The sequence below is a fragment of the Paenibacillus sp. NPDC057934 genome, from assembly GCF_042887565.1.
GTDB lineage: Bacteria > Bacillota > Bacilli > Paenibacillales > Paenibacillaceae > Paenibacillus_AQ.
Map to the genome: position 1 here is coordinate 886,849 of NZ_JBHVPB010000001.1, position 12,593 is coordinate 899,441.

The window sequence follows — 12,593 nt, forward strand, 5'->3', positions numbered from 1 at the left end:
TGATATATTTTGATTATCAACTAGAGCATCATTGAAAAACATAATGTTCGCTAAGAAGAGGAGGGAAACGTTCTGTCTGTCAACATTAAAGATGTCGCGAAAAAGGCCGGCGTTTCCATCTCGACCGTATCCAGGGTGCTGAATAATGGGAAGTATGTGAAGCCAGAGGTTAGACTTATTGTGCAACAAGCGATAGAAGACCTCAACTTCGTTCCTAACAGCATTGCCCGCAGTTTGGTAAGCAAGAAGACGAATCTGATTGGTGTAATCGCTTCGGATATCTCAACCAGTTTTTTCTCTTCCACACTTAGTTATATTGAAGAAGCTGCAAGCCAGAATCGTTACAACATTCTTGTGGGTAACATCAAAGACAATCTAGACAAGGAATTGAAGTATCTGCAGGTCTTTAAGGAGATGCAGGTGGACGGCATTATCATTATGCATGAGATGATGGATAAGCATATTGAGCGGTTTCTCCAATCGTTGACGACACCCACCGTGTTTTGCAGCGCCAAACCGAACGCATCTGTGAATTGCCCTTCGGTGAACATAGATGATATGCAGGCGTCGTACGACACTGTGAAACATCTGATCTCGCTGGGGCATCGGCGCATCGCTTTTATCGGGGGAGATACGAAGGAGCTCTCGACAGGGCGCTATCGTTATGATGGCTACTTGAAAGCACTCGTGGAAGTGGGAATCTCGGTGAATCCGGATTGGGTCCGTTTCGGTAATTTCAAGCAGCAGGATGGGTATGACATTATGCAGACCTTCCTTCAAAGCGAACAACTGCCGACGGTTGTCTTCGCAGTCAGTGACGATATGGCTGTAGGAGCGCTTAATTGTATTGTAGACCATGATCTTAAGGTGCCTGATGACATTTCGCTAGTTGGGTTCGATGATTCCAGCATTACAGAAACGGTCCGTCCGAAGCTGACTTCATTGCATCAACCGATTCAGCAGATTGGGCAAATGAGCGTCGATATCCTGATCAAAATGATCGAAGGGCAATCGCCAGGAGTGAAGGAAGTTGTACTTAGCCACAAGCTGGTGGAAAGAAACAGTCTGAGAAGCTTGCTGTAAAAGCCTCAGGCGTCTTTTTACTCAAATCTGATAACGTTACCAGAAAATATTACGATAAAACACTTACAACTCTTTTATTTATAACTGGTAACGTTATCAGAATAATTATTAAAGATTGTTAGGAGGGAAGTCTTGTGGAAGCTGAAAAATCATACGATGTGCTGCTCGTAGGAGCAGGGAACATTGATATCGTCGTAAGTGGCTGCAACGCCATTCCGGATGCCGGACAAGAGATTCGGGTGCCGAATATCTCTTTTCACATCGGGGGCGGAACTGCACTAAGTGGATTAGGCATGGCCAAGCTTGGAATGCGTCCAATGATTACTGGACTTGTGGGTGACGACTATTGCGGAAGGTTCATCATCGATGAACTTCAGCGTTATGGGGTAGCTACAGACATTGCTTTTAGCCGAACGCAAAGTACAGGGATCAGCATCGCATTTAATCCGGAAACGGACAGGAGTTTTATCACTCACGATGGCACCGTCACAGCATTTACGCTGAATGACGTCAAGGGGAAGCTGCTGTCCGAAGTCCGACATGTTCATATTACTGGATATAACGGACGCTCCAACCATGAGGAATATTTGACTTTCGTCAAGAAGGCCAAGCAAGCCAAACTGACGGTGTCTATGGATGTTGGGTGGGATGAATCTGGCGAGTGGTACGACGGTATCTTTGAGGTCATTCCATTTGTTGATGTGTTTTTTTGCAACGAGCTAGAAGCTCTCCATTATACACGCAAATCTGATGTCAGAAAGGCACTTTCTGTTATCGCCGTTCATGTACCTGTTGCTGTCATCAAGCTTGGAGAGCAAGGAGCTATTGCTGCCAGTGGAGGGACGATGCTGCATCAACCTTCGTACCGAGTAACCGTTGTGGATACAACTGGAGCTGGAGATTCATTTAATGCCGGTTATCTCTACGGTTATCTGAATGGTCATGATTTGAAAAGCTGTTTGAACTTTGGTACCGCCTGTGGCTCGTTCTCAGTTACGAATCGCGGAGGCAACGCAGGGTTCCCTACGTTACCTGAGTTGACCGCGTTTTTGGCCAAAAACTAGTCACAGTTTCTATAGCTTCATTCTTAATTCCATATTACATTTGAGGAGGATTTACAATGAAATTGGCATTAATCGGGGGCGCGGGTGTCCGCGCGGTATTTTTCACTAAGAGCTTAACAATGTTGGCCCAAGAGATTGGAATCACGAAATTCGTCATGTATGACATTAATCGCGAGAAGTTAGAAATCATCGGCAAGTTGTGCAAGCATGTCGTTGCGGAAAGCGGCATTCCGATGGAGCTGGAATTTAGCGATGATATCGAATATGCTCTCACCGATGCGGATTACGTTATCACGACCATTCGGGTAGGGAATGACCGCTCCCGTGTTATCGACGAGCAAATCGCCCTGAAGTATGGCGTAATCGGACAAGAAACAACGGGTCCTGGGGGCTTTTCCATGGCAATTCGTACGATTCCTGTACTGCTGGATTATTGTGAGAAAATCAAACGTCTTGCTCCAAACGCTTGGGTGTTCAACTTTACCAATCCATCCGGGCTTGTCACGCAAGCCATGCATACCGCCGGTTATGACCGTGTGATCGGTATTTGTGATACACCAAGTTCGACCAAGATCCGCATTGCCGAAGCGATTAACGCTAACCCAGACAAGCTTTACGTGGAGTTTGTTGGACTGAATCATCTTTCCTGGATTACGAGCGTCGTACAGGATGGCGAAGAACTACTGCAGGACCTCGTATCGGATAAAGCCTTTATTGCCAAGGTTGGCGAGTTCAAAATGTTCGATCCCGATTTGATCGACACACTTAAATTACTCCCTAATGAGTACCTGTATTACTACTATAACCGGGAGCAAGCGGTTGAGAACATCATGAAGAGTGGCGATACCCGCGCCAAGTTTGTTGAAGCGAATAATGCAGAAATGCTAAAGGTGCTGGGGGACATGGACATCGACGGTGATCCGGAAGCAGCACTGCAAACCTACCTGCGGTTTATGCACAAGCGTGAGTCTTCATATATGGCTATCGAAACAAGCAAAGGACCGATTGAGCAGCCCGCAGAGGATGAGAAGCTGGAAATGCCGAATACACTCGGCTATGCCGGTGTCATGCTGGACTTTGCGAGAGCCATGAATCAAGGCATTGAGAAGCATATTGTGCTGAACATTCCAGCCGGCGACTATGTCGAAGGTTTTGAGAAAAATGATGTTCTGGAAATCACCTGCCGCATGACAGCCGAAGGCGCGGTTCCGGTTACACCGAAGAAACTACCTGAGCATGCGTATCAACTGATGAAGAATGTGAAGTTATTTGAAAGATATACGGTAGAGGCCGTACTGAATAAATCCAAGGATTCCGCAATCAAAGCACTGATGGTGCATCCGCTTGTCAATTCCTATTCCATGGCGAAAAGCTTGGTGAACGATTATCTCGAGGCTTATGCAGATATTCTTGGAGAATGGGAATAAGGGGAGCAGATCATAGGAGGCACCTGCATGAACACAAGAGGGATTGGGATCAGTCTGAATGCAGACATGGTGAATGGAGATTTGGAGGTGCTGGAACGCCATCTGGGGTATATTGCAGACGCCGGGTGCGATTATGCCGAGCTGATCTTGCATGGACTTGATGTAGTAATCGGGGGCCGAGTTCACCAGAAACGGCTGGAGAGAGTGCGTCAGGTGCTGGATAAATACGAGCTCGGATATACGATGCATTTACCCTATGAATTGAATTTACTGTCGTGCAGCAAAGGCGATGATTACGAACGGGTCTTCGAAGCAGGGATTGAGTTGTCAGCTGCGATTGGCGCGGACACCATCGTGTATCATAGCTCCTATGCGGAGTTGACGGATCATAATCTTATGCAGCATTATTTTCCGACGTATGGCCGATTGCCAAGGGAAGAGCTATTTCAGATCTTGCTTGAAGAGGATGCTACGAAGCTGCGTAGATTGGGGAGCATCGCCAAGGACGCTGGCATTACAATTGGAGTAGAGAACAACATCTGGTACGATATTAAGAATGATTACACCTACGGCATGAATCCGCAGACGTTGGTGGAGCATGTTCGCTACGTCGGACTGGACAATGTAGGGATTACGCTAGATGTTGGTCATTGTTATCTGACTTCCATGGCTTACGACTATGATTTCAAAAAAGCCATTGAAGCCGCGCTGCCTTATGTGAAGCATCTGCATGTACACGATAACTTCGGGGAGCTATACGATGCCAAAGCATACATGAGCAATCTGCCTTATGGTTACGGTGATTTGCATTTGCCTGTAGGCTGGGGCGATATCCCTTATGAGGAAGTTTTCCAGTGGATAGAACCGTATCAAGGTATCGTAAATATGGAGATTGAATTCCGGCTATATCCTCATTTTCAGGAAGCTGTGAAAGACATGAGGAGGCTTTTGGCCAAGTAAGTGTTTATGTGCCAGATACATTGATTATCCATAGAACAAAAGGTTCGCGATTTCGCGGACCTTTGTTTTTTTTGGACAGGTAGAATTTATTTTTTGTGATAAGGCCCTAATTGTTGTTGTGAAAATAGATGAATGGAGTTTTTGTTTTCTAGCCACGTATTTCCTTTCACTATTAAAATATAGACAGCTACAGCAAAATAAATCGCGCTCCAAATCCAGTCTGTGAAGGTTATTAAATGCTGCGCATACACGTAATTGATATACCAAATCCCAATTGGTAAATGTACAAAGATCGCGGTGAATACGCCTGGATGGTATATCTTTTTTGCTTTTATATTTGCGACGATTCCATGGAAAATGATCTGGAAAAAACCCATCAAAACAGGCGCCATCCCCAGCCATATGACCGATGGGAAGAATAGAGGGAGCAAGTAAAACACATAGGCGATGACCACATTAATGATCATTGCCGACTGTTGATTTAACGGATATCGCTCAGGGGCTTCACTTTTAAACAAAACCGTGTTAAATACGCCTGGAAAGTAACCTGGCCAGCGATATTCCTCAAATTGATGTAGAAGGATCGCTACGAAACTCAACCACAAAATGCTGTTAATCCGCGGAATCGTGCCCCAATTCATTGCAACATAAATGCATACGACAATTCCAATGATAAGTCCTAAATCCTGCCAATACTTTTTCAAGAAATTCATTTGAATCACCCCAATCCAAGGTTTTTAGTGAAAGTATCTGTCAAAGAGCACATCAATTTGTTCCACTATCGGTGCAACCTTCACGGAAGCGCCTGTTTCCAGAATAGGACTCATGAGTGCCGGAAGAAAAAGTGCTCCGAAGATCTGTGTCGTCATTGTCATTAGGCGTTCTGGTTGCTGTTCGTTAGTTAACTCTTGTAGAGTCCTTTGGACCTTGGGGAATCCCAATAAGTTGAGAAATGATCCATACTCATGCTGGGATGAGAAAACAGTCTTGCCCATAAGGATGATTCTAGAGAGTAGTTCTGGATATTGACGGATAACTTGCAAATAATCAAGTAAGAATTGCCTCAATCTAGCCCGTGCGGGCAGGGAGGAATCGTCAAGGATCGCAAAGGTATGCTGAAAGCTGTTTAATATCAACTTCACAGACTCGTTAATCAAGTTTTCTTTGGACCCAAAGTAATAGTTCACTAAGGCGACATTCGTGCTTGAGGCATCTGCAATTTTTTTGATGGTGATACTTTCAAAGCCTTCTTGTTTGGTTAACTCCAGTGTGGCGCGCATAATCTTCTCTTTTGTTTCCAGTTTTTTGTCTGTTTCCATCGTGTAACCTCCAAAGTATGCTTCTTTAAATTAAACGATTCACACCAATTCAAATGATAATTTAAATCATATTTTAAATGTCATTTAAATTTAGGTTTGAATTCAGTATAGCAATTATTTTCCTGATTGCAAGTTTGATTTTGACAGTGGGCTCCCGGAATGAGAAAATGTTATTTTATGAACTACAAAACAATAGTCAGAGCAAAGGTGGCAACAGCAACTTGCAGCAGCCAAAACGAGTGTTATACCGTTTAATTCTTTATTAGTTCTAATGGTTGATTGCCGATTTCAAAAACACTGTTAAACAGTATTTTTCTTTTTTGTATAATCTTTTCCTACAGGAATGCCGATATAGATTTGAGTCTTAAGGACTATTTTGTATTTCGATTTTATTCAAAGGAAGTGGCAATGAAGTGTTTAAAAAGAAGTGGCTTATCACCCCGCTGGTTGCGGCTACACTGATGTTCAGTCCATCCGCATTCGCAGCAAATACGTTTCCCGATGTGGACGGGACAAAATATGAATGGGCTGCCGAATCGATTCGTTCGATGGTCGACAAGGGCGTTGTCAACGGTTATGCAGATGGAACCTTCAAGCCAGGCAAAACCATAACGAAAGCAGAGTTTGTACATATGTTTCACAAGCTTTTTCCAGAAATCAATTATTCCTCCGGCAAATCTTCAGATTTTGTGGATGCGCGTAAACACTGGGCCAATAAAGATTTTGCAGCAATATTCAACGGGGACTATATATGGCCGTACACTGAAAGTCTAGCGGGCAAATATCCTGACTATCAATTCTATGTCAAGCCGGACAAACCGTTGACCCGATGGGATGTAATGATGATTTCTTCGATCCGGACGGATTATACCGAGCAGACGCTCCATCCGGAGATTGAGGAAGTGATCACCGCAGCTTCGCAGTTCAAGGATATTAAAGTTCGTCAGGCAAATTACAATGACAATTTCTCAGCCTACTATCCGGTACTGTACATCGACAAGACCGGAGAAGAATTCTACTATGACGGTGATTTTCAGGATCTAAAGGCTGAGGCTTTCTACACTCTGACCCAAATGGGCGTTCTTACGGCTAATCAAGGATACCTTTTCCCAAAATCGCTAGTCACACGGGCTGAAGCGGTTACCATCCTACAGCGTTTGTACGAAGCCACAACTCAGTGACCTGTAAGAGAATGTGATACCAGGTCTTCAATAACCTACTTTTCTATGCGCTCTGAGTCCGCGAAATCGCGGGCTCTTATTTTATAAGCGAAGGATTTATGCCCAGATGACTATCTCATCCAGCGCTTTGCGCTTCTTGCCATATCAAGGAGCCTCTCCGCGATAACCGAAAGCTGACAAGTGGGGAGGACAGCATTACGAAGCCATTAAGAGCACTGGTCAGCATTCATAATAATTGCATGGTTTAGCTTGCTAAAAATTTAAGGCGGCTTTCCCTTTCGTTAATAACCTTCCGTTATATCAATTTGCCGGCGGCTTCTACGAATAACGATTCGAAGTAGTAGTCAATGACCAGTTACAGATGCTATTATGGATGCTATGAACCATCTCGTGAAATACGCACTTTAAAGTATAGTAGGTACTTGAAAAGGCAGAGGTGGTGTTATCTTGAAGAAATATTGCAACGGTATGGAGGTCTCTTTGGAAGTGGCCACTTGGACATAGTTTATAGAGGCAGAGCTACCTACTTGGAAAAGTATTAGCAACGTTCTATCCATGCATAATTACAAAATAATCTTGGAGGCTTAGCAATGAATCAGCGTTTTCGGTTAACCAGATCGATGCAAGAAAATAATGTGGAGCAAACCATCTCCTTGGAAGAGTGCAAGGACTACTTCTCCTCTCAACCTGACTTTACATACTCACAGGTTCTTATTGTTAAAGGACCAGAAAGTACCATGTCTATAGATGGTGATTTTTTCAAATGGAAGCTGATGGACGTGGAAATTCCCTTCCGTCTTTACATGGGCGATTTATACGTAGCTATTTCACACGAAGCAATTGTTCCCAAAATGATTGAGATTGCAACGGATCTGCGTGCAGATATAGTTGAAGGGTGATCTAAGGGAGTCCCCCGTGTATCGAATCTCAATAGAAGGGCGATGCGAGGAGAAGCAATTCAAGTTCGTTCCAATCGATTGGGTAGAACTGGATGTGTGGCTGGATTTTGATCCTTTTAAAGACTTAGAGTCGTCCCAACTAGAGATATTAGAAGATCAGTCAGAGCAATGGTGGCAACAACAGCTTGCAGCAGCCAAAACGAGTGTTATACCATTTAATTCGTTGGAATTCGATCATGTAACGAAGCAGAAATATCAATGGTTAGAGACAATCAATCCCGAATCACATGCTGTTCGCTGGGTATGCAGACACCATATTATGATTCAACGCATTAAAAACGCAATCAACGATAATCCAGACGCACGAATCCTATGTATTGTAGATGCTGACCATAACCATGCGCTGTACGAGGGATTGATTGCACAAGAGAATGTTCAACTTATCTATCCGCTAAAATAATATCAATTAATTGTGGGGATGATGCAGATGGTAGAGCCGCAAGTATACGTCCGTTTCCCGGAAGAAGCGGATGCCGCAGAATTGGCAGCATTGTACAAGCGTAATCGGGAGTTTTTTGAGGAGTTTTCGCCAAGCATTCCAGAGGAGTTCTATACAGAGGAATATCAGCTTGAGAAGATTATTAAGACTAAGGCCGATAGAGACGAGGATCAGCGATATGACTTCTTGGTATGCCACAGGGAGGATGATCGCATTATTGGTAGCGCAGGGCTGACCTTTGTGTTGCGTAGCTCGCTTCAAAGCTGCATGATCGGATACAACCTGGACCGGGATTATAACGGCAAAGGCTATATGACCGAGGCTGTGAAGCAGGTGGTACGCTATGCATTCGAAGAGCTGAAGTTCCACCGGATCACAGGGGAAGCCTCTCCCCGGAATCCTGGGTCTATACGTGTACTTGAGAATGCCGGGTTTCATAAAGAAGGCATCTCCCGAAGCAATGTGAAGATCAACGGACTGTGGGAAGATCATCAGGTTTTGGCCATCATCAATCCTGCAGATTGAATCTAGTCTAACATTTAAATCAATATAACGTAAAAGGGTCGATATTTCTGACAACAGAAACATCGGCCTTTTTTTGCCGTGTACACCTATTTATAAGTAAAGTGCCTGTGACCAGAGCAAGTTGCCGCTGATAGCAGGGAGGCCAGGGATCATTATTTAAACGGTTCGACACCAATCGTAGTACCGGTATCACCGGGGTCCTTCATTTTAATATTCGTAATATACCAACCTTCATAGCCCTGGGATGTCTTTTTCTGTACAGTGACAATCGCAGATCCAGTGCCTTTCCAATTGGAAGAGCGGAGACCATAGTCGAATGAGAACTGAGTCGTTGTCTTATTCAGAGATTTTGTTTTAAGCTTATCAATCTCAGTCATGTGTGGGCTCGAACCGCCTGTTGTCCAGTAATAATACTCGAATTCTTGCTTCGTTTTGGTACGTAGTTCATGGGAGAAAACAGCATATTGCAATGCGCCATTGCGAGTCTGAATGCCTTTGACCCATGTATTTAAAGCTTCTTTGGCCGTAGTGGGAACCAGCCCCGCTTCCAAACGTCTGATCTGAACCGCTTGTTGAGCGGAGTCCGGTAGCGTCACTTGAACTTCATTCTTATCGGCATCATAGACCGCTTTTCCTTTAAAGGCTTCTGCAAGACGATCGATAGGAATAAGCACCTTGCCATCTTTGACTTGAAGGTCCAGTGTGCTCGTTACATATTCCTGGCCATTAATAAACAGACTCAATTTTGATCCTGCATAAGCGGAGCCTATAGCAATCAATACTCCGATGCCAGTACACAGCACAATTTTCGACAGGGATTTCATTAGCGCTTCACCTCTTCTTGATATATACAGAAATAGACGTTTATTACTGGGAAAAATTTCATCTAGTGTAACCGTAGTATATTATTCTTTTGAAGGATTAGTAGGATTGTTGTAGTGGTGAATAAATAGGTTAAAACCTTCAGCGAACTTTCAGTTGGGATTAAGGGTGTCTTCATATTAGAGCCTTATGATACGGATGTAACCTCACAAAAAAACAACCGCAGGAGGATCTGAACATGAAGAAGAGACTGATCGCAGCAAGTGTATTGGCACTATCAGTAACGTTAGGTGGTGGCACACTTCTAGCCGGAAATGTTCTGGCAGCCAGTACCGTTCAAACTACGCCGAATCCAACATCAGCAACGAAAAGTCCGGTTAATGGAACGTTGAAAGGTAAAGGCTTTGGATGGGGCGGCGAACGTGTCGCACATGCTAGATTGGACAATGCAGCGATTGCCACACTTCTCGGGATAACAGAAAAGGATCTGAAGACGGCAGAACAGGCAGGGAAATCACTTGCAGTAATTGCTGGCGAGAAGGGCATAGCAGTGCAAACAGTGGTTGACCTCGTGACCAAGCAACTAACAACGAATCTGGACAAGCAACTAACGGATGGTAAAATTACACAAGCAGAATATGATAAGCAAAAAGACAAATTGGCTACAAAAGCGGGCGAGATTGTTAATCGAACATTTACCGGCAAAGGAGAACACGGGAATCGCGCGAAGCTGGACAATGCAGCGATTGCCACACTTCTCGGGATAACAGAAAATGATCTGAAGACGGCAGAACAGGCAGGGAAATCACTTGCAGTAATTGCTGGCGAGAAGGGCGTAGCAGTGCAAACAGTGGTTGACCTCGTGAGCAAGCAATTGACAACGAATCTGGACAAGCAACTAACGGACGGTAAAATTACACAAGCCGAATATGATAAGCAAAAATCGAATTTGGCTACAAAAGCGGGCGAGATTGTAAATCGCACTTTTGTGAATCGAGGCGGTCACGGCAAATTCGATCGTAATCAAGGGTGAACACTCGTTTTTAGCTGCCGAAATAAACTAAGGAACTGATGAGCATTGTTATCGAAAGAAAACGCACACTTTATTAGATTGAGTAAACCGTATTTGTACTGACACAAGCTCTTGGCCTAGCGGATGCCAGAGTATTTAGTGAACAACGCAGATTATCTATGCAGAGCAGTTGATCACATGAAAATATTAGATGTAATCGGATATGATCATGCAATAAAAGAAGGAGCAGCTTGCCAATGGCAACTGCTTCTTCTCTTATTGCTAACGGACAGCGCACAGTACGCTTAGTTAGCTATCAATTGCAATTGCAAAGCATGGGAGAGGGCCATGTGATAGAATAAGGGTTAAGTATTACACTAGTGGACAGATTATAGTCGATAGGGAATGGGCTTGAGGACACCTCTAACGACATTTAGGAGGAGGAAATACATGGAAGTTTTTGCAGAATATTTAACGAGTATTGATAACCCAGAGCATCGGGAACGAACGGAAGAAGTGTTGAATTGGGTGACTCAAACTTTTCCGAATTTAGTGCCAAAAGTGGCGTGGAAGCAACCGATGTTTACCGATCACGACACGTATATTATAGGCTTTAGCGTATCCAAACAGCATTTGGCTGTGGCTCCTGAAATTGCTGGGATTACTCACTTTTCTGCTGACATTGTGCAGGCTGGCTATGATCATACCAAGCAGTTGCTACGTATCAAGTGGGAACATCCGATAGACTACTCATTACTTGAGAGAATGATACATTTCAATATTTTGGATAAGGCGAAATGTTCAACGTTTTGGCGGAAATAGATAAATTAAGGTCATTTCTTAAAGGCTGCGTAAATCGCAGTTTTTTTATTTTTATACTTATAAGAAGCAACAGGAACCCCCCATAGGAAGATGTGTAATTCGAGTATTTCTACTTGACAGTGGATAAAAGCTGTTTTATATTTAATCATGTGGTTAATTAACTACATGGTTTAATAATGATTGTTGTTACTATTTTCTCAGAATCAAACAAAATTTAATTGAAGGCAGGTTATTTAATTATGGCGACAGTATTGTATATCACAGCAAACCCGAACAATCAGGAAGCATCTTATAGCTTGACTGTAGGAGAAGAATTCGTAGAGGCATATCGCTCCGCCAATCCGACTGATGAGGTTATTCGTCTGGATCTATTTAAATCGGATATTCCGCAACTGGATGCTGATGTTTTTAGTGGCTGGGGCAAGCTGGGAGCAGGAACTGCCTTTGCAGAATTGACTGATGCTGAGCAAGCGAAAGTAGGTCGTCTTGGGCAATTGGTTGATCAATTTGTGGCTGCCGATAAATATGTTTTTGTAAATCCGATCTGGAACTTTTCTATTCCACCTGTGTTGAAAGCATATATTGATGCGATCTGTGTTGCCGGCAAGACGTTCCGATATACCGATAAAGGTCCGATTGGCCTGCTGACTGATAAAAAAGCTGTTCACATTCAAGCTAGCGGCAGCGTATTGTCCCCAGGCTCAATATATGCGGATTCTGAAATGGGCCACCGTTACTTGGACTCCATTATGAAGTTCATTGGCATCCCTAGCTTTGAAGCCATCTTTGTTGAAGGCATGGCTAAGTCTCCCGATCAAGCGCCAGCGATTAAAGAAAAGGCGATCCAACAAGCGCGCGAAGTTGCCACTAGCTTCTAATCAACCTTTGTACACCGTAGCCGAGCGGTTCAGGATTAGTTTCCTGAACCGCTCGGCTTTTTTTCGTGCTACCACTCTGTTTGCCTGATTAGAGTTTTGTAG

14 protein-coding genes are annotated in these 12,593 nt (G+C 43.9%); 11 read left to right on the top strand and 3 right to left on the bottom strand.

The annotated features are described in order from the left end of the window. Positions 1–84 precede the first annotated feature (84 nt). The 4 genes from ACFVRY_RS04235 to ACFVRY_RS04250 all read left to right on the top strand — a co-directional run bounded on the left by ACFVRY_RS04235 (position 85) and on the right by ACFVRY_RS04250 (position 4,534). Positions 85–1,083 carry a LacI family DNA-binding transcriptional regulator gene (locus ACFVRY_RS04235; protein ID WP_387497767.1) on the top strand — a complete coding sequence of 333 codons (999 nt, stop codon included), beginning with the start codon at positions 85–87 and terminating at the stop codon, positions 1,081–1,083. 134 nt (positions 1,084–1,217) lie between these two features. Then, positions 1,218–2,147, top strand: a complete 930-nt coding sequence (locus tag ACFVRY_RS04240) for a carbohydrate kinase family protein (RefSeq protein ID WP_387497603.1) — start codon at positions 1,218–1,220, stop codon at positions 2,145–2,147. Positions 2,148–2,203: 56 nt separating this feature from the next. Further along, positions 2,204–3,574 carry a family 4 glycosyl hydrolase gene (locus tag ACFVRY_RS04245; RefSeq protein WP_387497605.1) on the top strand — a complete coding sequence of 457 codons (1,371 nt, stop codon included), beginning with the start codon at positions 2,204–2,206 and terminating at the stop codon, positions 3,572–3,574. 27 nt (positions 3,575–3,601) lie between these two features. Further along, positions 3,602–4,534, top strand: a complete 933-nt coding sequence (locus ACFVRY_RS04250) for a sugar phosphate isomerase/epimerase family protein (protein WP_387497607.1) — start codon at positions 3,602–3,604, stop codon at positions 4,532–4,534. An 86-nt stretch (positions 4,535–4,620) separates the two neighbouring features. Here the strand turns inward: ACFVRY_RS04250 and ACFVRY_RS04255 are convergent, their stop codons facing one another. Together ACFVRY_RS04255 and ACFVRY_RS04260 are read right to left on the bottom strand one after the other, a co-directional pair. Next, positions 4,621–5,247 carry an HXXEE domain-containing protein gene (locus tag ACFVRY_RS04255; protein ID WP_387497609.1) on the bottom strand — a complete coding sequence of 209 codons (627 nt, stop codon included), beginning with the start codon at positions 5,245–5,247 and terminating at the stop codon, positions 4,621–4,623. Between the two features lie 24 nt (positions 5,248–5,271). Further along, a complete protein-coding gene (locus ACFVRY_RS04260; RefSeq protein WP_387497611.1) occupies positions 5,272–5,853 on the bottom strand; it encodes a TetR/AcrR family transcriptional regulator in 582 nt (193 codons plus the stop codon). A 413-nt stretch (positions 5,854–6,266) separates the two neighbouring features. Here ACFVRY_RS04260 and ACFVRY_RS04265 point away from each other — a divergent pair, with 413 nt between their 5' ends. The 4 genes from ACFVRY_RS04265 to ACFVRY_RS04280 all read left to right on the top strand — a co-directional run bounded on the left by ACFVRY_RS04265 (position 6,267) and on the right by ACFVRY_RS04280 (position 8,957). Next, positions 6,267–7,034, top strand: coding sequence for an S-layer homology domain-containing protein (locus tag ACFVRY_RS04265; RefSeq protein ID WP_175371027.1), 768 nt, complete (start codon positions 6,267–6,269; stop codon positions 7,032–7,034). A 590-nt stretch (positions 7,035–7,624) separates the two neighbouring features. Continuing rightward, positions 7,625–7,933, top strand: a complete 309-nt coding sequence (locus tag ACFVRY_RS04270) for a hypothetical protein (RefSeq protein WP_387497613.1) — start codon at positions 7,625–7,627, stop codon at positions 7,931–7,933. Between the two features lie 16 nt (positions 7,934–7,949). Continuing rightward, the gene (locus ACFVRY_RS04275) at positions 7,950–8,393 is read left to right on the top strand and encodes a hypothetical protein (protein WP_387497615.1); all 444 of its coding nucleotides are present in this window, start codon (positions 7,950–7,952) and stop codon (positions 8,391–8,393) included. 27 nt (positions 8,394–8,420) lie between these two features. Then, the gene (locus tag ACFVRY_RS04280) at positions 8,421–8,957 is read left to right on the top strand and encodes a GNAT family N-acetyltransferase (protein WP_387497769.1); all 537 of its coding nucleotides are present in this window, start codon (positions 8,421–8,423) and stop codon (positions 8,955–8,957) included. 152 nt (positions 8,958–9,109) lie between these two features. On the opposite strand, the gene ACFVRY_RS04285 is transcribed toward ACFVRY_RS04280, so the two are convergent. Beyond that, positions 9,110–9,781, bottom strand: coding sequence for a stalk domain-containing protein (locus ACFVRY_RS04285; protein ID WP_387497617.1), 672 nt, complete (start codon positions 9,779–9,781; stop codon positions 9,110–9,112). 236 nt (positions 9,782–10,017) lie between these two features. Here ACFVRY_RS04285 and ACFVRY_RS04290 point away from each other — a divergent pair, with 236 nt between their 5' ends. The 3 genes from ACFVRY_RS04290 to ACFVRY_RS04300 all read left to right on the top strand — a co-directional run bounded on the left by ACFVRY_RS04290 (position 10,018) and on the right by ACFVRY_RS04300 (position 12,491). Beyond that, positions 10,018–10,812 (top strand): hypothetical protein, encoded by a 795-nt coding sequence (locus tag ACFVRY_RS04290; RefSeq protein WP_387497619.1) that lies wholly within the window; start codon positions 10,018–10,020, stop codon positions 10,810–10,812. A gap of 429 nt (positions 10,813–11,241) precedes the next feature. After that, the gene (locus ACFVRY_RS04295) at positions 11,242–11,613 is read left to right on the top strand and encodes an iron chaperone (protein ID WP_387497621.1); all 372 of its coding nucleotides are present in this window, start codon (positions 11,242–11,244) and stop codon (positions 11,611–11,613) included. A 239-nt stretch (positions 11,614–11,852) separates the two neighbouring features. After that, entirely contained in the window at positions 11,853–12,491 is a 639-nt protein-coding gene (locus ACFVRY_RS04300; protein WP_387497623.1) for an FMN-dependent NADH-azoreductase, read from the top strand. The last annotated feature ends 102 nt before the right edge of the window (positions 12,492–12,593 follow it).

What these genes read in the sequence shown, in the direction of transcription:
- ACFVRY_RS04290 (WP_387497619.1), top strand. Translation starts at nt 10,018, where the DNA reads ATGAAGAAGAGACTGATCGCAGCAAGTGTATTGGCACTATCAGTAACG.
- ACFVRY_RS04245 (WP_387497605.1), top strand. Translation starts at nt 2,204, where the DNA reads ATGAAATTGGCATTAATCGGGGGCGCGGGTGTCCGCGCGGTATTTTTC.
- ACFVRY_RS04250 (WP_387497607.1), top strand. Translation starts at nt 3,602, where the DNA reads ATGAACACAAGAGGGATTGGGATCAGTCTGAATGCAGACATGGTGAAT.
- ACFVRY_RS04255 (WP_387497609.1), bottom strand. Translation starts at nt 5,247, where the DNA reads ATGAATTTCTTGAAAAAGTATTGGCAGGATTTAGGACTTATCATTGGA.
- ACFVRY_RS04300 (WP_387497623.1), top strand. Translation starts at nt 11,853, where the DNA reads ATGGCGACAGTATTGTATATCACAGCAAACCCGAACAATCAGGAAGCA.
- ACFVRY_RS04280 (WP_387497769.1), top strand. Translation starts at nt 8,421, where the DNA reads ATGGTAGAGCCGCAAGTATACGTCCGTTTCCCGGAAGAAGCGGATGCC.
- ACFVRY_RS04295 (WP_387497621.1), top strand. Translation starts at nt 11,242, where the DNA reads ATGGAAGTTTTTGCAGAATATTTAACGAGTATTGATAACCCAGAGCAT.
- ACFVRY_RS04260 (WP_387497611.1), bottom strand. Translation starts at nt 5,853, where the DNA reads ATGGAAACAGACAAAAAACTGGAAACAAAAGAGAAGATTATGCGCGCC.
- ACFVRY_RS04285 (WP_387497617.1), bottom strand. Translation starts at nt 9,781, where the DNA reads ATGAAATCCCTGTCGAAAATTGTGCTGTGTACTGGCATCGGAGTATTG.
- ACFVRY_RS04270 (WP_387497613.1), top strand. Translation starts at nt 7,625, where the DNA reads ATGAATCAGCGTTTTCGGTTAACCAGATCGATGCAAGAAAATAATGTG.